This window comes from Streptomyces sp. GLSS-08 (assembly GCF_056387915.1).
This window is the reverse complement of record NZ_JBWJAQ010000004.1, coordinates 417,643-442,151: the sequence shown is the minus strand read 5'-3', so window position 1 is coordinate 442,151 and position 24,509 is coordinate 417,643. Positions and strand designations below refer to the sequence as shown.

The 24,509-nt window shown below is 67.8% G+C and carries 28 protein-coding genes and 2 tRNA genes; 7 read left to right on the top strand and 23 right to left on the bottom strand.

The window, feature by feature from the left end; genetic code table 11:
- Positions 1-35: 35 nt before the first annotated feature.
- Complete coding sequence (locus AC0ZLC_RS10030) at positions 36-2,666, bottom strand: valine--tRNA ligase (RefSeq protein WP_476751539.1); 2,631 nt, start codon at positions 2,664-2,666, stop codon at positions 36-38.
- Positions 2,667-2,802: 136 nt separating this feature from the next.
- On the opposite strand from AC0ZLC_RS10030, the gene AC0ZLC_RS10025 reads away from it, so the two are divergent.
- Entirely contained in the window at positions 2,803-3,687 is an 885-nt protein-coding gene (locus AC0ZLC_RS10025) for a hypothetical protein (RefSeq protein ID WP_476751538.1), read from the top strand.
- A 70-nt stretch (positions 3,688-3,757) separates the two neighbouring features.
- Here the strand turns inward: AC0ZLC_RS10025 and clpX are convergent, their stop codons facing one another.
- From clpX to AC0ZLC_RS10000, 5 genes are all read right to left on the bottom strand, one after another.
- The gene (gene clpX, locus AC0ZLC_RS10020) at positions 3,758-5,047 is read right to left on the bottom strand and encodes an ATP-dependent Clp protease ATP-binding subunit ClpX (protein ID WP_358849941.1); all 1,290 of its coding nucleotides are present in this window, start codon (positions 5,045-5,047) and stop codon (positions 3,758-3,760) included.
- Positions 5,048-5,207: 160 nt separating this feature from the next.
- On the bottom strand, positions 5,208-5,888 hold the full coding sequence (locus AC0ZLC_RS10015) for an ATP-dependent Clp protease proteolytic subunit (protein WP_358849940.1): 681 nt from the start codon (positions 5,886-5,888) through the stop codon (positions 5,208-5,210).
- Between the two features lie 118 nt (positions 5,889-6,006).
- Positions 6,007-6,612 carry an ATP-dependent Clp protease proteolytic subunit gene (locus AC0ZLC_RS10010; protein WP_476751598.1) on the bottom strand — a complete coding sequence of 202 codons (606 nt, stop codon included), beginning with the start codon at positions 6,610-6,612 and terminating at the stop codon, positions 6,007-6,009.
- 521 nt (positions 6,613-7,133) lie between these two features.
- Positions 7,134-8,519: a trigger factor gene (tig, locus tag AC0ZLC_RS10005; RefSeq protein WP_476751537.1), complete on the bottom strand. Its 1,386-nt coding sequence runs from the start codon at positions 8,517-8,519 to the stop codon at positions 7,134-7,136.
- Positions 8,520-8,733: 214 nt separating this feature from the next.
- Positions 8,734-8,810: transfer RNA gene (locus tag AC0ZLC_RS10000), tRNA-Pro, on the bottom strand.
- A gap of 164 nt (positions 8,811-8,974) precedes the next feature.
- Between AC0ZLC_RS10000 and AC0ZLC_RS09995 the strand changes: the two genes are divergently transcribed.
- Positions 8,975-9,048 (top strand) — tRNA-Gly (locus tag AC0ZLC_RS09995).
- Positions 9,049-9,114: 66 nt separating this feature from the next.
- Here the strand turns inward: AC0ZLC_RS09995 and AC0ZLC_RS09990 are convergent.
- The 12 genes from AC0ZLC_RS09990 to AC0ZLC_RS09935 all read right to left on the bottom strand — a co-directional run bounded on the left by AC0ZLC_RS09990 (position 9,115) and on the right by AC0ZLC_RS09935 (position 15,767).
- Positions 9,115-10,281, bottom strand: coding sequence for a tyrosine-type recombinase/integrase (locus AC0ZLC_RS09990; protein WP_476751536.1), 1,167 nt, complete (start codon positions 10,279-10,281; stop codon positions 9,115-9,117).
- Positions 10,281-10,487, bottom strand: coding sequence for an excisionase family DNA-binding protein (locus AC0ZLC_RS09985; protein ID WP_476751535.1), 207 nt, complete (start codon positions 10,485-10,487; stop codon positions 10,281-10,283). Before AC0ZLC_RS09985 ends, AC0ZLC_RS09990 begins: the two co-directional genes overlap by 1 nt.
- 2 nt (positions 10,488-10,489) lie before the next feature.
- Positions 10,490-11,878: a replication initiator protein RepSA gene (gene repSA / locus AC0ZLC_RS09980; protein ID WP_476751534.1), complete on the bottom strand. Its 1,389-nt coding sequence runs from the start codon at positions 11,876-11,878 to the stop codon at positions 10,490-10,492.
- Complete coding sequence (locus AC0ZLC_RS09975) at positions 11,875-12,045, bottom strand: hypothetical protein (RefSeq protein WP_476751533.1); 171 nt, start codon at positions 12,043-12,045, stop codon at positions 11,875-11,877. Before AC0ZLC_RS09975 ends, repSA begins: the two co-directional genes overlap by 4 nt.
- Before the next feature lie 5 nt (positions 12,046-12,050).
- Positions 12,051-12,257 (bottom strand): hypothetical protein, encoded by a 207-nt coding sequence (locus AC0ZLC_RS09970; protein WP_476751532.1) that lies wholly within the window; start codon positions 12,255-12,257, stop codon positions 12,051-12,053.
- Positions 12,257-12,436 carry a hypothetical protein gene (locus AC0ZLC_RS09965; protein ID WP_476751531.1) on the bottom strand — a complete coding sequence of 60 codons (180 nt, stop codon included), beginning with the start codon at positions 12,434-12,436 and terminating at the stop codon, positions 12,257-12,259. Before AC0ZLC_RS09965 ends, AC0ZLC_RS09970 begins: the two co-directional genes overlap by 1 nt.
- Before the next feature lie 91 nt (positions 12,437-12,527).
- On the bottom strand, positions 12,528-12,902 hold the full coding sequence (locus AC0ZLC_RS09960; RefSeq protein ID WP_476751530.1) for a hypothetical protein: 375 nt from the start codon (positions 12,900-12,902) through the stop codon (positions 12,528-12,530).
- Between the two features lie 13 nt (positions 12,903-12,915).
- Positions 12,916-13,101 (bottom strand): mobile element transfer protein, encoded by a 186-nt coding sequence (locus tag AC0ZLC_RS09955; RefSeq protein WP_476751529.1) that lies wholly within the window; start codon positions 13,099-13,101, stop codon positions 12,916-12,918.
- Positions 13,102-13,121: 20 nt separating this feature from the next.
- Entirely contained in the window at positions 13,122-13,763 is a 642-nt protein-coding gene (locus tag AC0ZLC_RS09950; protein ID WP_476751528.1) for a DUF2637 domain-containing protein, read from the bottom strand.
- Positions 13,764-13,838: 75 nt separating this feature from the next.
- Entirely contained in the window at positions 13,839-14,012 is a 174-nt protein-coding gene (locus AC0ZLC_RS09945) for a hypothetical protein (protein WP_476751527.1), read from the bottom strand.
- 82 nt (positions 14,013-14,094) lie between these two features.
- The gene (locus AC0ZLC_RS09940; protein ID WP_476751526.1) at positions 14,095-15,438 is read right to left on the bottom strand and encodes an FtsK/SpoIIIE domain-containing protein; all 1,344 of its coding nucleotides are present in this window, start codon (positions 15,436-15,438) and stop codon (positions 14,095-14,097) included.
- A 2-nt stretch (positions 15,439-15,440) separates the two neighbouring features.
- Positions 15,441-15,767 (bottom strand): SCO3933 family regulatory protein, encoded by a 327-nt coding sequence (locus tag AC0ZLC_RS09935; protein WP_476751525.1) that lies wholly within the window; start codon positions 15,765-15,767, stop codon positions 15,441-15,443.
- Positions 15,768-15,902: 135 nt separating this feature from the next.
- Between AC0ZLC_RS09935 and AC0ZLC_RS09930 the strand changes: the two genes are divergently transcribed.
- Complete coding sequence (locus AC0ZLC_RS09930) at positions 15,903-16,769, top strand: GntR family transcriptional regulator (protein WP_476751524.1); 867 nt, start codon at positions 15,903-15,905, stop codon at positions 16,767-16,769.
- Positions 16,756-17,442 (top strand): HAD family hydrolase, encoded by a 687-nt coding sequence (locus AC0ZLC_RS09925; RefSeq protein WP_476751523.1) that lies wholly within the window; start codon positions 16,756-16,758, stop codon positions 17,440-17,442. The genes AC0ZLC_RS09930 and AC0ZLC_RS09925 overlap by 14 nt, the downstream gene beginning before the upstream one ends.
- A 525-nt stretch (positions 17,443-17,967) precedes the next feature.
- Here AC0ZLC_RS09925 and AC0ZLC_RS09920 read toward each other — a convergent pair.
- The gene (locus AC0ZLC_RS09920) at positions 17,968-18,306 is read right to left on the bottom strand and encodes a hypothetical protein (protein ID WP_476751522.1); all 339 of its coding nucleotides are present in this window, start codon (positions 18,304-18,306) and stop codon (positions 17,968-17,970) included.
- A 262-nt stretch (positions 18,307-18,568) separates the two neighbouring features.
- A complete protein-coding gene (locus AC0ZLC_RS09915) occupies positions 18,569-19,381 on the bottom strand; it encodes a DUF6551 family protein (protein WP_476751521.1) in 813 nt (270 codons plus the stop codon).
- Between the two features lie 194 nt (positions 19,382-19,575).
- Here AC0ZLC_RS09915 and AC0ZLC_RS09910 point away from each other — a divergent pair, with 194 nt between their 5' ends.
- Positions 19,576-20,649 (top strand): HNH endonuclease, encoded by a 1,074-nt coding sequence (locus tag AC0ZLC_RS09910; protein ID WP_476751520.1) that lies wholly within the window; start codon positions 19,576-19,578, stop codon positions 20,647-20,649.
- The gene (locus tag AC0ZLC_RS09905; RefSeq protein ID WP_476751519.1) at positions 20,646-20,978 is read left to right on the top strand and encodes a hypothetical protein; all 333 of its coding nucleotides are present in this window, start codon (positions 20,646-20,648) and stop codon (positions 20,976-20,978) included. Before AC0ZLC_RS09910 ends, AC0ZLC_RS09905 begins: the two co-directional genes overlap by 4 nt.
- Positions 20,979-21,420: 442 nt before the next feature.
- Here AC0ZLC_RS09905 and AC0ZLC_RS09900 read toward each other — a convergent pair whose 3' ends face one another.
- Together AC0ZLC_RS09900 and AC0ZLC_RS09895 are read right to left on the bottom strand one after the other, a co-directional pair.
- A complete protein-coding gene (locus tag AC0ZLC_RS09900) occupies positions 21,421-21,831 on the bottom strand; it encodes a VOC family protein (protein ID WP_476751518.1) in 411 nt (136 codons plus the stop codon).
- A gap of 203 nt (positions 21,832-22,034) precedes the next feature.
- Positions 22,035-22,229 (bottom strand): hypothetical protein, encoded by a 195-nt coding sequence (locus tag AC0ZLC_RS09895; protein ID WP_016435177.1) that lies wholly within the window; start codon positions 22,227-22,229, stop codon positions 22,035-22,037.
- Between the two features lie 614 nt (positions 22,230-22,843).
- Here AC0ZLC_RS09895 and AC0ZLC_RS09890 point away from each other — a divergent pair.
- The gene (locus AC0ZLC_RS09890; protein ID WP_476751597.1) at positions 22,844-24,031 is read left to right on the top strand and encodes an acyltransferase family protein; all 1,188 of its coding nucleotides are present in this window, start codon (positions 22,844-22,846) and stop codon (positions 24,029-24,031) included.
- Positions 24,032-24,052: 21 nt separating this feature from the next.
- Here AC0ZLC_RS09890 and AC0ZLC_RS09885 read toward each other — a convergent pair whose 3' ends face one another.
- Complete coding sequence (locus AC0ZLC_RS09885) at positions 24,053-24,508, bottom strand: HD domain-containing protein (protein ID WP_476751517.1); 456 nt, start codon at positions 24,506-24,508, stop codon at positions 24,053-24,055.
- Position 24,509 lies beyond the last annotated feature (1 nt).

The window sequence follows — 24,509 nt, the reverse complement described above, 5'->3', positions numbered from 1 at the left end:
CCTGCACGCACCGGCTGGGACCTGTCCGACAAGCCCTAGGCCTGCGGAAGCCGGTCCAGCTGGGCCTGGATGCGGGCGATGTCCTCGTCGGCCTTGGCGAGCCGCGTACGGATCTTCTCCACGACCTGGTCCGGGGCCTTCGCGAGGAAGGCCTCGTTGCCCAGCTTGGCGTTCGCCTGGGCCTTCTCCTTCTCGGCTGCGGCGAGGTCCTTGGCCAGCCGCTTGCGCTCCGCGGCGACGTCGATCGTGCCGGAGAGGTCGAGCGCGACCTGCGCTCCCCCGACCGGCAGGGTCGCCGTGGCCGTGAACTCCTCGCCCTCCGGCTGGAGGCGCAGCAGCTGGCGGATGGCCGCCTCGTGCGGGGCCAGGGCGGTCCCGTCGAGCGTCAGCCGGGCCGGGACGCGCTGGCCGGGCTGGAGACCCTGGTCGGCGCGGAAGCGGCGGACCTCGGTGATGACCCGCTGGAGCGTCTCGATCTCCCGCTCGGCAGCGTCGTCGCGGAAGCCGCTGTCCTTCGGCCAGTCGGCGATCACGACGGACTCACCGCCGGTGAGGGTCGTCCACAGGGTCTCCGTGACGAACGGGACGACCGGGTGGAGCAGCCGCAGCGTGACGTCCAGGACCTCGCCGAGGACCCGTCCGGAGACCTTTGCCGCCTCGCCGCCGGCCATGAATGTCGTCTTGGACAGCTCGACGTACCAGTCGAACACCTCGTCCCACGCGTAGTGGTAGAGGGCGTCGGAGAGCTTCGCGAACTGGAAGTCCTCGTAGAAGGCGTCGACTTCGGCGACCGTCTTGTTCAGCCGGGACAGGATCCAGCGGTCCGTCGCGGACATCTGCGAGGCGTCGGGCAGCGGGCCCTCGACCGTCGCGCCGTTCATCAGCGCGAACCGCGTGGCGTTCCAGATCTTGTTGGCGAAATTGCGGGAGGCCTGGACCCAGTCCTCGCCGATCGGCACGTCCGTGCCGGGGTTGGCGCCGCGGGCCAGGGTGAAGCGGACGGCGTCGGAGCCGTACGCGTCCATCCAGTCGAGCGGGTCCACCACGTTGCCGAAGGACTTCGACATCTTCTTGCCGCGCTCGTCGCGGACCAGGCCGGTGAGCGCGATGGTCTTGAAGGGGACCTCGCCGTCCATGGCGTACAGGCCGAACATCATCATCCGGGCGACCCAGAAGAAGATGATGTCGTGTCCCGTGAGCAGGACGTCGGTGGAGTAGAACTTCTCCAGGTCCGCGGTGCGCTCCGGCCAGCCGAGCGTGGAGAACGGCCACAGGCCGGAGGAGAACCAGGTGTCCAGGACGTCGGTGTCCTGGGTCCAGCCCTCGGCCTCCGTGCCGGGCGGCTCCTCGTCGGGGCCGACGCAGACGACCTCGCCCTCGGGCCCGTACCAGACGGGGATGCGGTGGCCCCACCACAACTGCCGTGAGATGCACCAGTCGTGCATGTTGTCGACCCAGTCGAAGTAGCGCTTCGACATGTCGGCGGGGTGGATCGCGACGCGGCCGTCGCGGACGGCGTCGCCGGCGGCCTTCGCCAGCGGGGCGACCTTGACCCACCACTGCATGGACAGCCGCGGCTCGACGGTCGTCCGGCAGCGCGAGCAGTGGCCCACGGAGTGGACGTACGGGCGCTTCTCGGCGACGATCCGGCCCTGCGAGCGCAGCGCGCCGACGATGGCGGAACGGGCCTCGTAGCGGTCGAGTCCCTGGAAGGGGCCGTGGACGGTGATGACTGCCCGCTCGTCCATGACCGTGATCGACTCCAGGCCGTGGCGCTGGCCGATCGCGAAGTCGTTCGGGTCGTGGGCGGGGGTGACCTTGACGGCGCCGGTGCCGAACTCGGGGTCGACGTGCGTGTCCGCGACGACGGGGATGGTGCGGTCGGTCAGCGGCAGCTTGATGCGCTTGCCGATCAGGTGCCGGTAGCGCTCGTCGTCGGGGTGGACTGCGACGGCGGTGTCGCCGAGCATCGTCTCGGCGCGGGTGGTGGCGACGACGAGCGTCTCGTCGCCCTCGCCGTACCGAATGGAGACGAGCTCGCCGTCGTCCTCCTGGTACTCGACCTCGATGTCGGAGATCGCCGTCAGACAGCGCGGGCACCAGTTGATGATGCGCTCGGCACGGTAGATCAGCTCGTCGTCGAACAGCCGCTTGAAGATCGTCTGGACGGCCTCGGACAGGCCCTCGTCCATGGTGAACCGCTCACGCGACCAGTCCACCCCGTCGCCGAGCCGGCGCATCTGGCCGAGGATCTTGCCGCCGTACTCCTCCTTCCACTGCCAGACGCGCTCGACGAACTCCTCGCGCCCCAGGTCCTGGCGGGACTTGCCCTCCTCGGCGAGCTGCTGCTCGACCTTGTTCTGGGTGGCGATGCCGGCGTGGTCCATGCCGGGCAGCCACAGCGCCTCGAAGCCCTGCATGCGCTTACGGCGCGTCAGGGCGTCCATGAGCGTGTGCTGGAAGGCGTGGCCCAGGTGCAGGGAGCCGGTCACGTTCGGCGGGGGGATGACGATGGTGTACGGAGGCTTGTCGCTCTTGGCGTCCGCGGTGAAGTACCCCCGCTCCACCCAGCGCTCGTACAGCTTCCCCTCTACCTCGGCCGGCGCGTACTGGGTCGGCAGTTCGGGAGTGGATGCGGGCGGCTGCTGCTGAGCGTTGTCGGTCACGGAGCCAGTTTAGAGGTGTCACGGGCCCGTCCCGAAACCGGATTCTTTGGTAACGGTGAGGCCCCCGGCACCGTGCGCCGTACGGCCTTGCGACAGGATGTTCGGAACACATGAATGTCTGGAGGGGAACCCAGTAATGAGCTACAACCAGCCGGGCCCGTACGGCGGGCAGCCGCAGCAGCCCGGACCGTACGGTCAGCAGCCGCAGGCGCCCCAGCCCGGTTACGGCTACCCGCCGCAGGCTCCCCAGCAGCCCGGCCCCGGCTATCCGCAGCAGGCTCCCCCCGGTGTTCCGCCCCAGCAGCCGTACGGCCAGCAGCCCTACGGCGCCCCGCAGCCGCCCGCCCCCGCCGACGGCAAGAAGAAGACCGGGCTCATCATCGGCGCGGTGGCGGTCGTGGCGGCGATCGCGGTCGGCGCGTACTTCCTGCTCGGTTCGGGTGGTGGCGGCGCGGACGTCGCGGACGACGGGCCTCACAAGCTCACGACTCCGGCGACTCTGCTCACCGAGTACAAGAAGGGCAACGACGCCAACGACGGCATGTCCAAGTCCGACCTGAAGGACGCCGAGTCCTGGGGCGTGAAGAACCCCAAGGACGTCAGTGCGTCCTACCAGGCGGGCGACAAGGACAATCCGCTGGGCGGGAAGATGATCTCCTTCGGTGGCGTCTACGGCGACATCGAGGACCCGGGCAAGGCCATCGACGGGTTCTTCTCCTTCCTGAAGGACGACTCCAAGGACGAGGACGTCACCTTCCTCGGCAGCCCGAAGGAGTACGAGCCCAGCTCGCTGGAGGGCGCCATCCTGAAGTGCCAGGAGGCCAAGGTGGACAACTCCGGCGCCAGCACGGGTCAGCCGAAGACGATGCAGGTGACGTGGTGCGTCTGGGCCGACCACAGCACTCTCGGCTTCGTGATGCCGATGGAGTTCTCCGACGTGGCGGCGGGCAAGAGTTCGGACCCGGCGGAGGTGGCCGAGACCACCGCTAAGGTCCGCAAGGAAGTCCGCGTCAAGATCTGACCGGCGCGCAGCACGGCGAAGGGGCCCCGGTCAATCGACCGGGGCCCCTTCGGCGTACGCGTTGCGGCGGCTACGCCGTCTTCTGCTCCCCCGGGCCGCGCCCGTTGCGCGCGTCCCTCGGGATCAGCGTCGGGTTCACGTTCGAGTGAACGACGTCCGCGGTGATGACGACGCGGGCCACATCCTTGCGGGACGGGACCTCGTACATCACCGACATCAGGACCTCCTCCATGATGGCGCGCAGTCCGCGGGCGCCGGTCTGGCGGAGGATGGCCTGGTCGGCGATGGCCTCCAGCGCCTCGCGCTCGAACTCCAGCTCCACACCGTCGAGTTCGAAGAGACGCTGGTACTGCTTCATCAGCGCGTTGCGCGGCTCCACCAGGATCTGGAGGAGTGCCTCGCGGTCCAGGTTGTGGACCGAGGTGATGACGGGCAGCCGGCCGATGAACTCGGGGATCATGCCGAACTTCACCAGGTCTTCCGGCATGACGGCCTCGAACTGGTCCTTGGACTCGATCTCGCGCTTCGAGCGGATCGTCGCGCCGAAGCCGATGCCCTTGGCGCCGGCCCGCGACTCGATGATCTTCTCCAGGCCCGCGAAGGCACCGCCCACGATGAACAGCACGTTCGTCGTGTCGATCTGGATGAACTCCTGGTGGGGGTGCTTGCGGCCGCCCTGCGGCGGGACCGAGGCGGTGGTGCCCTCCAGGATCTTCAGCAGGGCCTGCTGCACGCCCTCGCCGCTCACATCACGGGTGATCGACGGGTTCTCGCTCTTGCGGGCGACCTTGTCGATCTCGTCGATGTAGATGATGCCGGTCTCGGCCTTCTTGACGTCGTAGTCCGCCGCCTGGATGAGCTTCAGCAGAATGTTCTCGACGTCCTCGCCGACGTATCCCGCCTCCGTCAGCGCGGTCGCGTCGGCGATGGCGAACGGGACGTTCAGCATGCGCGCCAGCGTCTGGGCGAGGAGGGTCTTGCCGGAGCCCGTGGGGCCCAGCAGCAGGATGTTCGACTTCGCCAGCTCGATGGCGTCGTCACGCCCCTGCGCGCCGCCGTTCTCCCCGGCCTGGACCCGCTTGTAGTGGTTGTACACCGCGACCGAGAGCGCCTTCTTGGCGGCCTCCTGGCCCACGACGTACCCCTCGAGGAACTCGTAGATCTCGCGCGGCTTGGGGAGTTCCTCCCAGCGGACCTCGCTCGTCTCCGCGAGTTCTTCCTCGATGATCTCGTTGCAGAGATCGATGCACTCGTCGCAGATGTAGACACCGGGGCCTGCGATGAGCTTCTTGACCTGCTTCTGGCTCTTGCCACAGAACGAGCACTTGAGCAGATCGCCGCCGTCACCGATGCGTGCCACGGTGTGCTTCCCCTTCGCCTGGGAGACGCCTAGGTCCAGCGGCTCCTGGTGCTGCCTTATGTCCGACGGTACCTTGCCGGGCCCCCCGTTCGGGCCCCCCTTGGCACGGTTCACTTTGACGTGCTCCGTGCCAAGGAGCGGCAGACGATACAGCCTCGCGTCAGGCAACCGCCGAGTTGTTCATCTTCCGGGTGGAGATGATCTGGTCGATCAGGCCGTACGCGAGCGCGTCCTCGGCCGTGAGGATCTTGTCGCGCTCGATGTCCTCGCGGATCTTCTCGATCGGCGTGGTGGAGTGCTTGGCCAGCATGTCCTCCAGCTGCGAACGCATCCGGAGGATCTCGTTCGCCGCGATCTCGAGGTCGGAGACCTGGCCGCGGCCGGTCTCGCTGTAGGGCTGGTGGATCAGCACGCGCGCGTTCGGCAGCGCCATGCGCTTGCCCGGCGTACCGGCGGCCAGCAGGATGGCGGCCGCGGAGGCGGCCTGGCCCATGCAGACCGTCTGGATGTCCGGCTTCACGAACTGCATCGTGTCGTAGATGGCCGTGAGCGCCGTGAAGGAGCCGCCGGGGCTGTTGATGTAGACCGAGATGTCACGGTCGGGGTCCATCGACTCCAGGCACAGCAGCTGCGCCATGACGTCGTTGGCGGAGGCGTCGTCGATCTGCACGCCGAGGAAGATCACGCGCTCCTCGAAGAGCTTCGCGTACGGGTCGTACTCACGCACGCCCTGCGAGGTGCGCTCGACGAAGCGCGGGATGACGTAGCGGGACTCCGCGCGAGGACCGGTGTACTCGGCCTGCGCGCGGGCGTAGATGCCGCTGCCGGGGAAGTCGTTCACTGTGTCTCCTGGAAGCCTGAAAGGGGCCTGAGGCGGTCGCCTGGGGGCTTGAGGGGCTCGCGCACCGGCGTACGGCGGCCGGGTGCCGCGTACGTCGGCGCGCGCCGGCGTGAGCCGGTTACGCCGCCCCGGTGCCGCCGCCGCCCGGCATGCCGGCTGCGGTGGGCATGATGTCGTCGATGAGGCCGTACTCCTTGGCCTCGATCGGGTCGAACCAGCGGTCGCGGTCCGAGTCGCGGGTGATCTGCTCCACGCTCTGGCCGGTGTGGAAGGCGGTCAGCTCCGCCATCCGCTTCTTGGTGTGCAGCAGCCGCTCGGCGTGGATCTTGATGTCCGACGCGGAGCCCGCGAGGCCCGCGGAGGGCTGGTGGATCAGGATCTCGGCGTTCGGCAGCGCGAAGCGCTTGCCGGGGGTACCGGCGCTGAGCAGGAACTGGCCCATCGAGGCCGCCATGCCCATGGCGATGGTCACCACGTCGTTCTTGATGTACTGCATGGTGTCGTAGATCGCCATACCGGCCGTGATCGAGCCGCCGGGGCTGTTGATGTAGAGGTAGATGTCCTTGTCCGGGTCGGAGGCAAGGAGCAGCAGCTGCGCCGTGATCTTGTTGGCGATGTCATCGTCGACCGCCTGGCCGAGGAAGATGATCCGCTCGCCGAGCAGTCGGTTGTAGACCTGGTCGCCGAGGCCACCACCGATGGGCTCGCCGGCAGCTGTGGGCATCAGATTCGTCACGTATCCACCTGCTCGTCTTGCGACGGCGCCGGGCCGTCTCACGTCTTCTGCTCAGGCCTGGGGCCCCACCCGCACCGCCCCGGGGCGGCTTCGGGGACTCCCCTGCCCTCGTATTCATGGACCCTAACGCGCGGGTCCCTCCGGGGAATCCCGCAGAGGTAACTGTTCGCTGTGAGCGCATGCGCTGCGCTGGCTCTGAGCGGGGTTCGGGTGGGCCCCGTCCGACGGGAACCGTCTTTCTCCGGCGCCGCCGTGCGGCCGCGTCTGCGACAGGCTGCGCGCGCCGGCGGGTGCGGGTCGTCGGGGGCTGGTCGCGCAGTTCCTCGCGCCCCTGAAGGGCCCCTGAAGGGCCCCTGCGGGGCCGCCGACGCGTCTGCCGTGTCCCGGCCGTCGGCGGGTGCGGCTCCACGTGGGCCGAGCACGCCGTTGCCCGCGCCCCTCAGGGCGCACGACGGGCCCCCGGGACAATGAGATGTCCCGGGGGCCCGTCGGGCGTACTGGCGGGGCGGTCAGGCCTCGGGCTTGTCCTCGGTGGCGTCGTCCGAGGACTCGGCGGGGGCCTCGACGGTCTCGGCCGTCTCGTCCTCGTCGTCCAGGTCGACGATCTCGCCGTTGGTGTCCTTGACCGTGGCGGCCTCGACGACGACCGCGAGGGCCTTGCCGCGGGCGACCTCGCCGACGAGCATCGGAACCTGGCCGCCCTCGACGACGGCCTGGGCGAACTGGTCGGGGGACATGCCGGAGGAGGCGGCGCGCCGCATGAGGTGCTCGGTGAGCTCCTCCTGGTTGACGTTCAGCTTCTCCTTGTTGACGAGCTCGTCGAGGACGAACTGCGTCTTGATGCCCTTGACCGCGGCTTCCTTGGTCTCCGCGACGAACTCCTCCTCGGTCTTGCCCTGGATCTCCAGGTACTTCGCGAGGTCGAGGCCCATCTGGCCGAGCTGGTGGTGCTCGAGGTTGTGCTTACGGGTGTTGATCTCGTCCTCGAGCAGCTTCTCGGGGACCGGGACCTCGACCAGCTCGAGCAGCTTCTCCAGGACGCGCTCCTGGGCCTGCGTGGCCTGGTCGTACTGCTTCATGTTCTCGAGGCGCTTGCGGCTGTCGGCCCTCAGCTCGTCGAGGGTGTCGAACTCGGACGCGAGCTGCGCGAAGTCGTCGTCCAGCTCGGGCAGTTCGCGGGCGGCGACCTGGGTGACCTTGACGGTGACCTCGGCCTCCTTGCCGGCCGCCGAGCCGCCCTTGAGCTCGGAGGTGAAGGTGGTCTCGCCACCGGCCTCCACGCCCGTCACGGCCTCGTCGATGCCTTCCAGCAGCTCACCGGAGCCGATGGTGTAGGAGACGCCGGACGCGACGCCGTCCTCGAGGACCTCGCCGTCGACCTTGGCCTCCAGGTCGAGGGTGACGACGTCTCCGTCCTGGGCGGCGCGCTCGACCGGGGAGGTCGAGGCGAAGCGCTCGCGCAGCTCGGTGACGGCCTTGTCGACGTCCTCGTCGCTGACCTCGATGGCGTCGACCTCGACCTCGATGCCGGAGTAGTCCGGGATCTCGATGGTCGGGCGGACGTCGACCTCGGCGGTGAAGTTCAGCGTCTCGCCGTCCTTCAGCTCGGTGATGTCGACCTCGGGCTGGCCGAGGACGTTCAGCTCAGCCTCGTTGACCGCTTCGGTGTAGAACTTCGGGAGCGCGTCGTTGACGGCTTCCTCGAGCACGGCGCCACGACCGAACCGCTGGTCGATGATGCGGGCCGGGATCTTGCCCTTCCGGAACCCCTTCACCGTGACCTGCTGGTTGATCTTCTTGTACGCCGCGTCGAGGCTGTCCTTGAGCTCCTCGAAGGGCACCTCGACAGTGAGCCGAACCCGAGTCGGGTTCAGGGTCTCCACGGCGCTCTTCACGGTTCGGTCTCCTTGTGGCTGACTTCTTGGGGGTTCTGCGTGCCTCTGCCGGTCGGGCAGAGCCTCTGCGGATTCGCGGCCCTTGAGAGACGTGACAGTGCAGACATACGGGCGCGCAGTTTGCATACTAGCCGCAGGCGGTACACGCCCCAAAAGGAGACCGGTGAAGCCCGGCGCTGCCCGCCGGATCCAGCCGTCCTGGCGTCGGTCCAGGTGGTCGGGGTGGCGGGATTTGAACCCACGGCCTTCCGCTCCCAAAGCGGACGCGCTACCAAGCTGCGCCACACCCCGTCGGTGCGACACGTAGGGTACATGCCCCCGGGCCTCCCGGCGGGTCCATTTCCCCCGCGCTCGCGGCGCCGGCTGACGAAGCGCCGGACGGGGTGTGCGGCGAGGGGGTGCGAGACGCTACGATGCCTTCCGTGCCGCGGTCACTGACCTGCGGCGCGCTCCGTGCGGGCGTAGCTCAATGGTAGAGCCCTAGTCTTCCAAACTAGCTACGCGGGTTCGATTCCCGTCGCCCGCTCCACATGACGTAGGGCCAGGTCAGAGGATCATTCCTCCGCCTGGCCCTTGTCGTATCCCGGCTCTCCGTTCAGTCCGGTGTGTCCCCCGCGTGCCCCTTGGGCTTTCGATCTTTCTTCTTCGGCTTCGTCACGCCCTGGCGCCCCTTCTCCACCAGACCGCTCACCGCGTCGGCGATCAGCCGGTCACGGTCGGCGCTCGCGTGCTGGTAGATCAGGGCCGCGCGGGCGGTGCTGTGGCCCATGCGGGACATCAGTTCACGGGTGCTGGCCCCGGTCGACGCGGCGAGGGTGTTGCCCGTGTGCCGAAGATCATGGAAGTGCAGACCCTTGATCCCCGCGTCCTCGCACGCCCGGCGCCACAGCCGGTTGAAGTGGTTCCGGCGCGGGGTCGCCCCCTTGGCCCCGATGAAGACACGGCCGTCGGCGCCGTGCTCCGCGTAGCGCTCCAGGTGATCACGGACGTCGGCGACAATCACGCTCGGAATGGCCACCGTGCGCTTGCCGGCCGCGCTCTTGGGCGCCTTGATCTCGCGCTGCCCGTTGATGAGTTCTGCGACAGCACGGCGAACGCGCACCGCGCCGGCGTCCAGGTCGACATCCCGGCGGTGCAGGCCGATCAGTTCGCCCCAGCGCAAGCCCAGGAAGCCGGCCATCAGCACCAGCGCTCGGTACCGGGGATCGATGGCGTCGGCCAGGCTGTAGACCTCCTGCACCGTGGCGGTCGGGCGCTCCGGAGTGTGTACCGTGCTGGCGCCCTTGATCGTGCACGGGTTGCGCCGGATCATCTGGTCGGCAACGGCCGTACCCATGATCGCGCGCAGCAGGGCGTACGCCTTGGCCACCGTGGTCGGCCCGGTACCGGCAGCGAGCTTCTCGGCACGCCAACGCCGCACGAACGGGGGCGAGATGTCCGCGACGTTGACCGCCCCGAAGGTCGGTTCGAGGTGGTGCCGCAGGAGCGAGCGGTAGAGCTGCCGGGTGGTGGTGGTCAATTCGCGTTCCGTGATCCAGGCAACGGCGTACGGACCGAAGGCCACCTTTCCGGCGTCCGGGTCGTGCCAGTCACCGCGGCGCAACTCGGTCTGTTTGTCTGCCAGCCAGTCATCCGCGTCCCGTTTGGTGCGGAAGGTCTCCGGTGCCGGGCGGAGCTGCCCGTCAGGACCGGCGTAGCGCGCTTGGTAACGGCCGGACGGCAGCTTGCGGACACGACCGAACTGTCGGCGCTTGCCGGCCATCAGGCGACCGCCCGCAACGACGAGGAGGAACGGCGAGGCGCCACCGTGTTGCTCTCGATCAGCGCGCGTACGACGCTCTCCCGGATGCGGACGTGCCTCCCGACCTTCACGTACTCGACGCGCCGTTCCTCGATCAGCCGCCGCGGGAAGCGCACCGTCGTTCCCAGCAGTTCGGCGACCTGTTCCACGTTCAGCAGTCGATCCATGTTCAGTCCTCCCCTTGGCTGTCGAGGTCTTGCAGGGCTTCGCGTGCGGTCTCGCGGTTCTGTTGGATGTCGCGGCGGATGTTGGCCGCGAGCCAAGACTCACCGGGGGTGTAGCCGTGGCCGGCGTAGGCCCAGTGGGAGAGCACGAGGGTGGTCGCTTCCGGGTTGTCGTCGGGGTCGGGCAGGCCGAGGGCTTGGCGCTGCTGGGCTGCGCGGTAGTCGGCGCGGACCTGGCGGAGAGCGCCGAGGGTGGTGGAGTAGCGGCGGGATTTGGTGGAGAAGTGGCCGCGGAAGCCGAGCATGTGGGCCCACTCCCGTAACTTCCGGTCCGGGTAGAGGGCGTGCAGGTCGAGGCAGGCTTCGATCAGCCGGCGGGGATGCTCGGGCACGTCGAGGAGCACGAGGGCTTCCTTGTTGCCGATCCGGCGGTCGACGGTGCCGGTCGTCTCGGCGGCTTTCGTCGCGTACTTGGCGACGTAGGAAGCCACGGCGAGTTCGGTGATCTCTTCGCCTTGGCCGAAGGCGCCGATGGGCTGAACGTCGAGCTGTGTGCCCCAGCGCAGGGTGCGGGCCGATTCGTCACCGGCGGGTGGTACGTCGACCGCGACGCGGGCAGCAGCAGCGCGGATCGCGTCCGTGAGCAGGCTGAGGGTTGCCCAGGCCGGGGGCGGGGTGTCGGGCCCTTCGGGTCCGTCGAAGCGGATGACGGCATGGAAGTGCACGGCGCCGCGCTTTTGGTATTCGGCGACCTTGCCGAAGGACAGCCGGGACTGTTCGCGGGCGTCTTTCTGGGTGAGGCCGGCGCGCTTGGCGATCTCGCGGCGGAGGTAGATCGTGAAGTAGCGCCACAGGTCAGATGCGTGGTTGTTCCAGAGCACGGCGCCCGCGTAGTCGTAGCGGTCAGGGTCGAGCGGGGTGCCGAGTTCCGGTGCGTCCTCACCATGGCCGATGCCGCAGCGGCAGGGCCGGGCGCCGGGTCGGTTGTGGACGGGGCCGAAGCTCGGGGCGGTGAGGGTGGCGAACACGCGCGGGTGGTCGCGGATCGTCTCGGGGGTGCCCTTGGCGGGATCGCCCACGAGGCCCGCGCGGATCAGGTGGTAGGTGTCGCCGGCGTAGGTCCAGGCGCACGAGGGGCAGCGCGAAGCCCGGCGGTTGCCGCAGGCGATGCGCAGTGTGCCGCCGGGCTCAGTCTCGGTCGTGTACGCGTGCAGGACGGTCTTCGTCGTCGGGTCGATGGTCTTGATTCCGCCGGTCAGGCGAATCGGGTCGGAGCATCCCCCGGTACGGCGGATCTGGTCTTGCCAGCGGTCGAAGTCGGTGGAGCCGGCCACCCTCAGCACGTCGGCGAGGGTGGCCGCATCCAGACCGGCCGCGGTAGCGGTGTCGGTCACTGGTTGTCTTCCTTCGGCGGGTGGCGGTCGATCCAGTCCTCGGCGCAGACCTTGTGCACGGGCTTGCCTCGGTCCGAGCGCAGCGGGGTGGGCTTGCCGCAGAGCACGCACGGCTGGTCGCCGGTGTGGTCGTAGTGATCGGCGGAGCGCCAATTCAGAACAGCCATGCCGATCACCAGCCCCAACGACGCTTCTGCGGGGTGTTGGCGTCTCGGCTGGAGGTCTGCGACTGGCCCTTGGACCCACCGCTCGGGCGGGGCAACTTGGCGTCCCCGTCGTGCAGCCGATGCGCCTTAGCGGTCTTCTTGAGGCGGTCGTAGTCGCCGTCCAGCCCGTCGGAGAGGATGCGGTCGACACCGAGGCTCCAGCGGCGGGGCATCAGAGGGTCACCGCCTGTCGACGAACGCTGCGGGCGGTGCCGGCGCCCTGACAGGTACGGCAGACGACGCGAAGCAGGACGCGGGAGCCGTCCGGGTGGCGGGTGCCGGTGGTGATGGCAACGACAGGGAAGCCGTCGCAGTCCCGGCAGACGGGCAGGTTCGGGGCGGGCTGAGGCATGATGAGAGAGCCCTTTCGGGTTGAGAGATCTGGAAGAGGTCGGCCGTCCGGGGCGGCGGATACTTGGCGGTTGAGGCCGCCCCGGAGGGCATCACTTGCGGTAGCGGCTCCGGGACCGGACAGGCCGGGAGCGAACCGGATGCTTGCGTGGCGAGCGGGAGCGCCGGCGAGTGCCCGCGCGGGATAACTCCCGCTTCTTGCTGCGGTTGATCGTGTAGCTGAGCCCGCCCGTGGCGGACAGGACCGCAACGGCAGCACCGGCGACGATCTGGGCGACGAAGGCGATCACGAGCAGGACCGCGATCGTTCCGGCGGCGACCACCAGCGCGAGGATGATCGGGCCTTTGTAGGAGCGGGGTGCTTCCTGGACGATCACGACCTTGCGCAGGTCGGCACCGGGCGGGATCTGCCGGTACAGGTCGGCGGGGATGTGACCGGCGCGCATCTGGTCCTCGGGTAACTGCACGGTTCAGCCCTCCTCAGGCGGTGCAGCGGTGCGTGCGGGCGGCGAGTTCGGCGGCCGAGCGGTTGCCGTGCTCGGTAGAGAAGCCACAGTTCGGGGCGGTGCACGCGGCCGTGTGCTTGGTCTGGCCGCGTCCGTTGTTGAACGTGCCGACCTTGACGGGGCCGATACGGATCACGTCGTAGAAGCGGTTCGGGCGCACGGGATCTACCTCCTTTTCTGTCAGGCGAGTTGGGCGACGATCGCGCCGGCGAGGTCCTCGGTAACCCCGAGGCGAGCGCGCAGGGTCGCGGCGTCGATGTCCGTGCCGGTGCGGGTGCGGTGCTCGGTCGCGATCTTCCGGGCGTGGTCCACCAGGGCTGGGGGCACGCTCGGGACGCTTGCTTTCGGGAGCGCAGGTGCCGGTGCGGGCTCGGAGATCTCGGGAGCCGGCTCGGGTGCCTCGGGGCGTTCGACCACGGGCCCGGGGACCGGCCTAGGGTCAGGCTCCGAGGCGGGCACGGGGCCGGCGGGCGTGTGGGCAAGGAGAGTGCCGCCAAGGAAGGCCAGCGCGGGCCAACCGGCCACGACGATGCGCAGCCAGTCCGGGACGTGCTCCAAGTCCAGGAGCCCGGCGGTGGCGATGTTCGCGCCGAGCGAGGCGACCAGGGCCACGAGGAACCACAGCCAGGCCAGTACGGAGCGTTCAGTGCGCAGTCGACGCCACACGGCGACCAAGAGCAGGTCAACCGAGACGGGGTAGGCCCAGGCTTTCCAGCCGTCTTGTCCGGCAGCGGCAGCGAGGTCGTGCAGGTGGGCGAAGGACAGCGCACCGGCAATCACGGCCTGGACGAGAACGGCATCGAGGCGGATCGAGCGGGACACGGGTCTTCACCTCCTTCGCGGTGTTGGGCCGGGGCGGGACGGGGAGGGGTGTCCGGCCGCCCCGGCCCCGGACGGTCAGTCGGTGGCGGGGATCTCGCCGGCGCCCATGCAGTTCAGGCACATACCGGTCTGCTGTCCGACGGCACGGCGCTTGCGGCCGACGCGAACAGTGCAGGAGACCTCACCGGTGCCGCCGCAGGGCGGGCACTGCTTGGTGGTCGAGGGCTTGACCGTGGTCTTGCGTGCCATGAGCGATGTCCTTTCGGTTTTCGGCATGGCTCGGGTAGGGACCTGGCGCGAGACGGTCACGCCGACCGGAGTGCGAGAGGTGTTACTCGGTGACCGGGCGGGGCCGCACGAGCGGCGGCGCAGCGGGCATCGGCGGGATGATCTGAGCGACCGGGCGGAACGGGGCCAGGAACGGCAGCTCCGGGGTCAGGTGGGCGAATTCCCGGCAGACGGCCGCCGCCTCATCCGGGGAAATCTCTGGGGTGCGGATGCGAGACCAGCCACCAGAGGTGTCACCAGCTACCGCGATGCCGGGGCGGTTCGCAGGGATCATCGTGGCCGCCAAGACAGCCTCGGGGGCAATGTCGGACAGGCCCATGTCCGCGCTTGCCTTGTCGTTGACGCGGTGCACCACACGGCCGGTGAGCTGAGCCCGCAGTGCGGTTGCACCCCGGCCCTGGTCGGAGCCGAAGCGCTGCCCGCACACCTCCAGGTAGATGCCGATCGCGCGGGCCATCTGACCCAGCCGCACGAGCTGCATGACCACCCGGTCCCGCTCCGCTTCATCCTTCTTGGAGATCACGAAGAACAGTTCCGCCACCTCATCGATCAGCACCACCAGAGGCACTGGACGGACGTGCTCAGGCAACTCCCACAGGTCCGACACGCCGTAGAGGGAGAGCAGGTCGAAGCGCTCCTCCATCTCTGTGACCAGCCCATCGATCAGCCGGCCGGCGGAGGCCAGATCAGTGGCTAGGGCCGACAGCCGGGACGCGTAGCGGCCATGCTCGACACCGCGCTTGCAGTCGATGCCGATCAAGCCGACCGGGAGCTGTGCCAGCTCCTTGATCAGGTTGCGCTGATACATCGACTTGCCCGACTGGTTCGCCCCGAGGGTCAGCGCGTGCGGGACCTCCCGATAGTTCCGCTCAAACACCGTGCCGTCCTCGCACAGCGCAACCGGGACCACCAGATCACGCGCCTTGGCCTTACGCGGCATCCGCACCCGGTTGAGTACGTCGTAGCCGGTCATCCGCAGTTCCACGTAGCCGGGCTTGGTCTCCCCCACCATCACCGAGCGGACTCCCCAGGCGTGACGTAGACGCTCGGAGGACGCGGCGATGTCGGCGGGCTCCAAGCCGGCAGGAAGGCGCAGCGTGACCCGCAGACCGGTGGACGTTCCCCGGATGCGACGGACCTTCGGCGCCGCCGGCCGCACCTCACGACGAGCCACGTTGCGGGTCATGAACGCGCGGAAGCCGGACGGCCGAACGGTCAGACCGCACACGTCCATGGTTGACCGGTAGGTCCATGTGAACCGACCCCACGTGACCGGGAGACCGACTAGCGACCAGTACACGCGCGGGGCGTTGTACTTCGCGTAGCCGAGCCCACCGGTACCAGCAGCAGCGCCGCCCAGCTCGAACCAGGTAGCCACGTCCGTCATGGTCAGGCCGCCGTGATCGCGACCGCACGGAAGGAGATCCCGTGCCGCTTCTGGCCGTTGAACTCGTTCTCCCAGTCACGCGCCTTGAGCCCGACCACCCGCACCGGCATACCCGGCGCCAGACCCTCAGGGAGCCCGGTCTCCGGCACGGTCACCTGGTACAGGTTGCCCTCGCCCTCATCCGAGACGAGCAGGCCCACCGTCGACAGGCTGGCGTTGGTGTCACGGTCCACAGCCCGCTCACCGGTCTTCTTGTTCACCATCTTCGGCTCCGGGGCGGTCGCCACGAACACCACAGCGGTCGAAAGGTCGATCTTGAAGGACGGCATGCTTACCTCCAGGCACGTGACTGACTTGGCTAGCCCTGTTGGCTACATGACCAACGTAAGCATCCTGGCTAGCCATGTCAATACCTGACTGTCCTGGCTGTCCTGACGACAGATCTGCCGCGTAGGATCGGGGCCATGGCCTTCAACCCGGACCCACTCGACCCGGACGACGAGCGACCGCCGTATGAGCAGGTCGCTAGCAGCCTCGGAGCTGCAATTCGCACGAAGAAGTTGGCGCCGGGTGAGAAGCTCCCTTCGCACCAGAAGCTGACGGAGCTGTACGGCTTCGCCCGGGCGACGATCCAGCGCGCGTTGCGCGAACTGGAAGACGAGGGCCTGGTGGTCTCCCGCAAGGGCAGCGGGGTCTATGTCCGTAACCGGACCGAACGGCCGGCGGGCCTGCGACCGTACGTGGAGCAGGCGTTCGCAGCCGAACACGTAACGATCGACTTCTCAGGATTCTCCAGCGAGACGCTGCACGGTGCTCTGCAAGAACCGCTGGACAAGATCAGAGTCGGTCGGCTGACCCCCGGCAGTATCCGGATCCGGATACTCGTCCCAGACATGTCGGTGCCGCACGCAGCGCCGGTACGCCGGGAGGACGGCGGGGACGATGAAAAGCTACGCACCCGCATGAGCGGCATCATGCTGGGTTACACGCGGAGTATCCGAGACTCGATCAACGAGCTGCAACAGCTTGGGCTGGTTCCCGAGACGAAGGTCGAGGTTCGCGTTCACAGCGGGACAGCGTTCTTCAAGCTGTATGTGATCAACGACGCCGACGTGTTCTTCGGGTACTACCCGGTCAAGCCCAACAAGGTCGTCGCCCAGGGCCAGGCGATCGAGATCTACGACCTACTGGGCAAGGACACCGTCCTGTTCCACCACGCTGTGAACGAGGGCGATTCTTCGAGTGGCGCCCAGCAGGTTCAGCAGGCGCATATGTGGTTCGAGAGCGTGTGGGACACGATCGCGAGGGATTTCGATCTTGATTCCCAGTGACAGTCTGACCAGGACACTCGTCGTCGCCGAGGCCGTTTTGTTCGACTTCGACGGACCCCTGTGCGACGTGTTCGCAAGTTTGCCCGCCCCACAGGTCGCCCGGGACTTGACCCGTCTAGCGGCGGAGCACGACCCCACGCTTCGAACCAAACTCGCAGGGGTCTTCGATCCGCTCGAAGTCTTGCGCCTTACCCATGACTCGGATAGATCGTGGAGCAGCCGAGTCGAGGATGCCTTGATCGCGGCAGAGATCGAGGCCGTCCAGGTAGCGGGCAACCCGACCAAGGGTGGAGTCGAAGCCATGGTCGCGGCAAGGCAGTCCGGCCGACCGATCGCGGTGGTCACTAATAACTCCCCGGACTGTGTCCGCAGCTTTTTCGATCTCCACGGACTGTCGTACCTCGTGGATGGCGTGGTTGGACGCGTGCTCCATCGACCCGACCTGATGAAGCCGAACCCGTGCGCCGTGCTGCGCGCCGCCGAACAGCTCGATGTTGCGCCGACCGCCTGTGTCCTGATCGGCGACTCCTTGACGGACATCCAAGCCGCGCACGCAGCGGGAGGAACTGCAATCGGCTACGCCAACAAGCCCCGTAAACGCGAAGCGTTGACCGCAGCAGGAGCCGAAGCCATCACAGAGGACATGCACGCCATCGCACTCGCCCTGAGCTAGGAGGACCATGGCCAACGCCCTCATCGGCCATAAGCTGTTACAGGTTTCTCTACCTCATCAAGCCCCGGCTGCGCTCCGCTCCGCCGGGCGCGCTTCCCGGCTCTGGCTGCGCCCGCGCTCCTGCCTTCGGCCCGCTCGGCGCTGCCGCCGCCGACGCGCGCCCACATGTGGATAGGGCCGGTGGCCATGAGTCGATCACCGCATTGCGAGGCCCGCGGTCAAAGCGATGCCTCCGGCGGGGGATCGGCCGGCACCGGGATGGAGGGGGCGCCGTTCCCGACTGCGGGCCCGTAGGGGTCGTGCGCGGGGTGCTCCCATCCCGTCCACCATCGACCCAGGCAGAGCCGAGCAGACGCGGCCCAGGGCGTCAAGGTCGTTCGTACAGTGGCGCGCTCCACCTTGACGCCCTGAACCACGCCCGCTCCACGGTGTGTGGGTCGACGGCAGACGGGATGGGAGCTGGGGGTGTGTAGTGAAACGGGGTGCCTCGCTCAGAGCGACGCACCCCTCAGGCAGGACTCGAAGCTACCGAGCCGCCGGCGAAGCTTCCGCGGTCACTGGCGTCGACGGCGAGACAGGTGCCTGAGCTTTGTCATCCGCCGCACTGACGAGGGCCAGCACCACGACAGCGACACACACGCATACGAAGGCAAGGAACATCAGCCGCTGTTTCTGGACCACCGCTACACGACCCTTCGTATCCCCGGCGATGATCTGGTACTTGGTCGTCCGATGCTCGAAGAACTTACTGATCGAATCCTTGGGGAGGTTCCTGACCACCCGGGCTACGGCAAGCATCGCGCAAGCGATGCCGGCAACAACGATGGTCCCCACGGACGCACCGTCAAAGAGCTGGAAGAACACGACTTCGGACCCTTTTCGATGAGGTCGGCAAGACGCGAGCAGCATCGACTTCCCGCTTCACATAATGGTGAAAACGTCTCAATGCGTAGCGAGAATGGGCACACCGGTCACACACGCCGGATAGCTCTCATTTCGACAGGACGCTGACCTGGTCGTGGCACCACAAGGACTACATGGGCACACGAAGTGAGCAGCGCGCGCTCAGGTCAAGCCGGTGAACTATCGCCTTCGAAGATTGCGAAGGCGCCGGCTAAGCGTCGAGTTACGCCTCGATGCGGTTCTCGGCCTTGCGGCCCCTGTTCCACGCGTGTCCGACGAGACGGTAAGCCGTCGCCACACGGGATCCCGTGCCGCTGTTGTTGAATCCGCCTCGCGACGACTGGCTGAGGATCTCGGAGCGCCACTTGGCGGCAGAGCCCATGGCCTGGATCTTCCGAGCGAGTTCCTTGTCGTCGACCAGGTCGCCCCACCGGCCGAGGAACATGCCGATGCCGCCCAGGAGCATGCCGTCCCACGTCTCCGCGGAACGCTCCCAGGAATCCTCGGCCACGGTGAGCGTGCGGTCGAAGACGGAGGCTCCGTAGCGGTCGACGATCTGCAGGACACCGGAGACCGCACCCACTCCGTTCGTGGACGTGGAGCCCAATGTGAGTCCGTGCTTGTCGAGGATCCTGTCCGTGTCGACGAAGAGGGGGACACCGCCGGTGAGGCCCACGTGGTATTCGTCGATGGGACGGGGCTTGTGGGATTCCCTGTTCTTGATCAGGAAGAGGATGGCTTCCTGCGCCTGCGACAGACCGTGGTGGATCTCCGCCATGATGGTCGAGATGCCCGCAAGAGCGCAGGCCCGCCACCGGTGCTGTCCGTCGACAATGTAGAGGTCGCCGTTGGGACGCTTCGACACGATGATGGAACCGATCGCCTCGCGCACCATGTTGTTGGCGATGTTCTGCGCACGCCGCTCGTTAAGAGTCCTCTGAGCCTGCGGATCGATGTTGAGGTCCTTGATCGAAACCTCGACACCGTAATCGACGTCATGCTCAGGCAGCTCGAACGTGTACCGAGCCTTAGGCATAGTTGTGCCCTTCAGCGCTGCGTTAGGGGGAGTTGGCGGCCGAAGCCGGGATTTTGGGATACAGCGCGGCGAATACTTAATCACATCCGAGCGACCTTGTACAGCTCCCCCAGCTGACCGTGATCGCGCGGCACAACCACCGTTACCGTCAGCACCGCGACACAGGTGTCAGCGACCAGCCGTACCCTTCGGCCATGCATAGAGGGGCAATCACACGAGAGTCTGTGCTCAAGGCGATCGCCGAGCACGACGAGGTGGGCCGCGAGGCGTTCCTGGAGGAGTACCACTTCGGCAAAGCCCGTTCATACGTCCTCGTGCACGACGGGCAGGAGTACGACTCGAAGGCCATCGCCGGAGTAGCGCACAAATGGGACCAGGGACGAGCCCTGGCGCCCGGCGAGTTCAGCGGCGGTAAGGATCACGCAGCCTCCTGGTTGAAGCGCCTCGGCTTCGAGGTCAAGGCCGTCCAGAATCCCGACTGGGCGCGTGACGAGATCATCCTCGCGTGCGACCTGGTCATGGCGAACGGCTGGAAGGGACTCGACGCGCAGGACAGTCGGGTTATCGAACTGTCGGCCCTGCTCCAGCTTCTGCCCATCCATGCGGACGCGGACCGCAACGAGACGTTCCGCAACCCCAACGGCGTGGCCCGCAAGACGTTCGACATCGCTACCCGGCACCCCGACTACCGCGGCAAGCCCACGAAGGGCGGCGCCCTCGACGTTGAGGTGCTGCACGAGTTCCTTGCACGCTCGGACGAGATGACCGAGGTGGCACACCTCATCCGGGAGGGCATCAGCGCTGGCGACCTCCAGGACCTCGCCCAGGCGGAGGACGACCTTGATGAGGACTTCAGCGCGCCCGAAGGGCGGTTGCTGCTGCGTCGGCACCGGGCGAGGGAGCGAAACGGCGGGCTGCGTAAGAAGAAGATCGAGTCCGTTCTCCGGAAAGGCGGCACCCTCGCCTGCGAGGCATGCGGCTTCGACTTCGGGGAGGTCTACGGCGAGCGCGGAGCTGGATACGTCGAGTGCCATCACGTCGTGCCGCTGCACGAGGCTGGCGAGGGAAAGACCAAGCTCAGTGATCTTGCCCTCATCTGCGCGAATTGTCATCGCATGATCCACCGCCGGGCACCTTGGCCCACTCCTGGGGAGCTGAGAGCAGACATCGAGGCCCGTCGCAGGGCGCGGCTCCGCGAGGCTGCCGTCATCGGGCAGCAGCGCACCGAGGTGGCAGTGCCTTCGGTCGCGCAGAAGGGCCAACGGTGATCGAGCCGACAGACCCTGTGCTGCTCTTCGACGAGGAAGGCCGCATGTTCGTCCTGCATGAACCAGCTGTAGCCGATGAGCTGATCGATTCGGTAGACGAGTACGTAGAGGGTTACGACGGCCGTGGACGCCCTGTCCGCGCATACGGGGAGCCGGGGCAGGTAAGCCTTGCTGTGGTTGCGATGCAAGCCCAGGGCGAGGAGCTTCGAGCACGAGTGGCCCGCTACTACTCGATCTTCGCTGCACGCCATCCCACACGCATCCCTCCCCGAGAAGCCGATCTAGTGGCCTTCATCCGCGCAGTTGCAGACGACTGGATCGAGGAGTGAGGGAAGCCCTTGCTGCAAAGCCCCTGTGCGCTCGCGTGAGGGCCGAAGAGCCCAACGCCGGGTACCGTGGGCGTCCGAACTCTCACAGGGCGACAGAGGGCTCCACGTGCCCCCTACGTGCCCGATCCAAGGGCGGGAGGCGGGGAACAGCGGGGAATCGCGGCGACCGGACTCGATAGGCGCAGGTCAACGTCTCGCCAGGTCAGACACCATCCGCATACGCGATCTTCCAAACTAGCTACGCGGGTTCGATTCCCGTCGCCCGCTCCATATGACGTAGGGCCAGGTCAGAGGATCATTCCTCCGCCTGGCCCTTGTCTGCGTCATCAAGCCCCGGCTGCGCACCGCTCCGCCGGCTGCGCACCCGCCTTCGGCCCGATCAAGAACATGCCGCCACCCTCGACCCGGGCGAAGATGAGCGGGTGAGGCAGTGGGCGGCTGATCAGTCGCGCTCGGGCCAGACCGGGCCCTGGTCGGTCCAAATGACGCCCTTGTTGCGGCACAGGCAGAAGGGGTGGCCGACCGGGTCGGTGTAGACCTGCCAGCCGTAGCCGTTGGGGCCGATGAAGTCCTGCCTCAGCGTCGCGCCGAGGTCGAGGACGCGGCGCTGCTCGGGCTCGATCTCGTCCACTTCGAAGTCGAGGTGGAACTGCTTGGGGTGCTCGCTGTCGGGCCACTGCGGAGCGCGGTAGTCGTCCACCCGGATGAATGCCAGCTCGATCTCGCCGAACTGGATGCCGGCCCAGTCCTCGGAGCTGCCTTCCTTGACCGGACGGCCCGTCACCTCGGAGTAGAAAGCCGCCAGCTTCATCGTGTCCGGGCAGTCGATGATGAAATCGGTGAGTCGCAGCATCCCGCGATATTGGCACAAGCCCACACACGACTTCGAGACAGGCCGCCCCGGGGGCGTGCGGGCCGCCGTCCGCGACCGGCGGGGCCTACGACCGGTCGGCCGACGGCGCCCACGAGCGGTGGCGGGGGCCGTCGGTCCGCGCGTGCGCGAAGACGCGGAGCCCGCCCGGGCGGGGTCGGGTGCCCGGGGAGCGTCCCGTCCGGTCAGAAGCTGATCGAGTTGATGGTCTCCGCTATCGAGTTCAGGAACCGGTTGATGGACGGAGCCATCCCGGTCGAGGCGAGGAAGAAGCCGAAGAGCACCGCCACGATGGCCGGCCCCGCCTTGATCGACCCCCCTCGGATCAACACCACCAGGATGATCGCCAACAGCAGCACCACTGACAGCGAAATGGCCACAACTGATCACACCCTACGGTCGGTTCCGCTCTACCGGCCCGGGAGCGCCAGCCCCGCGCACCCCCGCCAGAACCATCGTGCCACCAACAGGCCCCCCGTATGCGGCCGCTGAGGCAACGTCGGCGAAGGAGACCCGGGTCCCGCGCCGCCGCGCCTGCCCCGCGGGACCCGGCCGCGGGCCTCCGCACGGCAATTCGGCGGTGCCCCCGCGCCGGGAATTCAAAGTGATCGTTTCCATGTCCACACACCCTGTTCGCAGGTAATTCGAATTGTCGCGGCGGGCACACCACGGCATCGAGCACAGGTAAGAAAAGACCAATGGAAGCGGACATTCCGCCAGAGTCGCCCGCGAGTGTTATGCACTATTTAGTCAGGATGAAGTGGGACACAACAGGCTGACAGGCCCTGCCGATCGATGATCGGACAGTGTGTCCATTCGCATGTTGACTTCCCCGAATCCGGGGTACGCGCAGGCGAAAGCGGTAATCACACCCAGGGGTTTCACGGAATCCCACAGACAACGCTAGGGTGCCTCAGATGTTCCACGCTGCCTCGTCCCCCGCAAGTGCAGCGAGGTCATGGACCGTCCCGCCGAGTTCCTGGCGGGAGGGCCTGTGACGAACTCGTTGCGTCCGTACGGCCACGACAGAGCGCCGCTCCCCCCGGCACAGCAGCCGGCGGACGGAGTGCCGAGTCCGCGCTCGCCCCACCCCGCACAGCCGGTCGCCACGACCGCCTCCCCCGCGGGCAAGCCGCTCAAACAGCGTGACGCGTTCTTCGACAACGCCAAGTACCTGGCGATCGTCCTCGTCGCGATGGGTCACGCGTGGGAACCGCTGACCGACCACAGCCGCGCCGCGGAGGCGCTGTACATGGTCGTCTACACGTTCCACATGCCGGCGTTCATCCTCATCTCCGGCTATTTCTCCCGCAGTTTCGACATGCGCGCCGACCGGCTCAGGCGGCTGGTGACCGGCGTCGCCGTGCCGTACGTGCTCTTCGAGGTCGCGTACTCCTTCTTCAAGCGGTACGCGGACGACGACCCGACGCACCCGATCAGCCTGCTCGACCCCTGGTACCTCACCTGGTTCCTGGTCGCGCTGTTCGTGTGGCGGCTGACCACCCCGCTGTGGAAGGTCGTGCGTTGGCCGGTGCCGCTCGCGCTGGCCGTCGCCGTCCTGGCCTCGGTCTCGCCCGACATAGGCGACGACCTCGACCTGCAACGGGTGCTGCAGTTCTTGCCGTTCTTCGTCATGGGCCTGTTCATGAAGCCCGAGTACTTCCAGCTGATGCGGCGCCGCGAGGTCCGCGTCCTGTCGCTGCCGCTCTTCGCGGCCGCGCTGGCGGTGGCGTACTGGGTGGGGCCGCGGATGAACTCGGCCTGGTTCTACCACCGTGACAGCGCTCAGGAACTGGGTGCCCCGTGGTGGGCCGGTGTCGTGATGACGCTCGCGCTGTTCGGCAGTTCGATGGTCCTCACCTCGTGCTTCTTCGCCTGGGTGCCGCGCCGGAAGATGTGGTTCACGGTGCTGGGCGCGGGCACGCTGTACGGCTACCTGCTGCACGGCTTCCTCGCCAAGGGCTCCCGTTTCTGGGGCTGGTACGACAGCTACGCCTGGTTGCAGAAGCCGTACGGCGAGATCCTGGCGACGCTCTTCGCCGCCGTGGTCATCACCGTGCTGTGCACCCCGCCCGTGCAGCGCGTGTTCCGCTGGGCGATGGAGCCGAAGATGGAGTGGGCCTTCCGGCAGGACGCGACGGAGCTCGCCCGCGAGCGCGCCAGGGTCAAATCGGCGGCGTGACCGGTCCTTCCGGGGCGGGGCTCACGAGGGCGGCAGGCCGAGCAGTGCGCGCATCGTGGCGTACTTCTTCGCCAGCCGGGCCCGGGTGTGCTCGTCGAGGGCCGCGAGCCGGGCCGGGTCGGCGTTGTGCGCCAGGTCCGCCGCCTTCACCAGCAGGGCCCCCGGAGTCGAGCGGATGCGTTCCGCGTACGACTCCGGGGGCTCGTCCTCGGTCTTCGTGAGCGCGAGGACGATGTCCTTGGTGCGCGGGGTCAGCGCGGCCCCGCTCAGCCACTCCCGCGACAGCGCGTCGTCCTCGACGGCGTCGTGCAGCCAGGCCGCCGCAAGCTGCTCCTCGTCGCCGCCGCGCTCGCGCACCCCCTCGGCCACGGCCTGGAGGTGCTCCGCGTACGGCCGGCCCGCCTTGTCGGTCTGCGCGGCGTGCGCCTTGCGGGCGAGGGCTTCGACTTCGGCCAGGGTCAGGAGAGTCTGCGTCACT

What these genes read in the sequence shown, in the direction of transcription:
- AC0ZLC_RS10025 (WP_476751538.1), top strand. Translation starts at nt 2,803, where the DNA reads ATGAGCTACAACCAGCCGGGCCCGTACGGCGGGCAGCCGCAGCAGCCC.
- AC0ZLC_RS10010 (WP_476751598.1), bottom strand. Translation starts at nt 6,612, where the DNA reads ATGCCCACAGCTGCCGGCGAGCCCATCGGTGGTGGCCTCGGCGACCAG.
- AC0ZLC_RS09990 (WP_476751536.1), bottom strand. Translation starts at nt 10,281, where the DNA reads ATGGCCGGCAAGCGCCGACAGTTCGGTCGTGTCCGCAAGCTGCCGTCC.
- AC0ZLC_RS09985 (WP_476751535.1), bottom strand. Translation starts at nt 10,487, where the DNA reads ATGGATCGACTGCTGAACGTGGAACAGGTCGCCGAACTGCTGGGAACG.
- AC0ZLC_RS09975 (WP_476751533.1), bottom strand. Translation starts at nt 12,045, where the DNA reads ATGGCTGTTCTGAATTGGCGCTCCGCCGATCACTACGACCACACCGGC.
- AC0ZLC_RS09970 (WP_476751532.1), bottom strand. Translation starts at nt 12,257, where the DNA reads ATGCCCCGCCGCTGGAGCCTCGGTGTCGACCGCATCCTCTCCGACGGG.
- AC0ZLC_RS09965 (WP_476751531.1), bottom strand. Translation starts at nt 12,436, where the DNA reads ATGCCTCAGCCCGCCCCGAACCTGCCCGTCTGCCGGGACTGCGACGGC.
- AC0ZLC_RS09945 (WP_476751527.1), bottom strand. Translation starts at nt 14,012, where the DNA reads ATGGCACGCAAGACCACGGTCAAGCCCTCGACCACCAAGCAGTGCCCG.
- AC0ZLC_RS09940 (WP_476751526.1), bottom strand. Translation starts at nt 15,438, where the DNA reads ATGACGGACGTGGCTACCTGGTTCGAGCTGGGCGGCGCTGCTGCTGGT.
- AC0ZLC_RS09935 (WP_476751525.1), bottom strand. Translation starts at nt 15,767, where the DNA reads ATGCCGTCCTTCAAGATCGACCTTTCGACCGCTGTGGTGTTCGTGGCG.
- AC0ZLC_RS09930 (WP_476751524.1), top strand. Translation starts at nt 15,903, where the DNA reads ATGGCCTTCAACCCGGACCCACTCGACCCGGACGACGAGCGACCGCCG.
- AC0ZLC_RS09915 (WP_476751521.1), bottom strand. Translation starts at nt 19,381, where the DNA reads ATGCCTAAGGCTCGGTACACGTTCGAGCTGCCTGAGCATGACGTCGAT.
- AC0ZLC_RS09910 (WP_476751520.1), top strand. Translation starts at nt 19,576, where the DNA reads ATGCATAGAGGGGCAATCACACGAGAGTCTGTGCTCAAGGCGATCGCC.
- AC0ZLC_RS09900 (WP_476751518.1), bottom strand. Translation starts at nt 21,831, where the DNA reads ATGCTGCGACTCACCGATTTCATCATCGACTGCCCGGACACGATGAAG.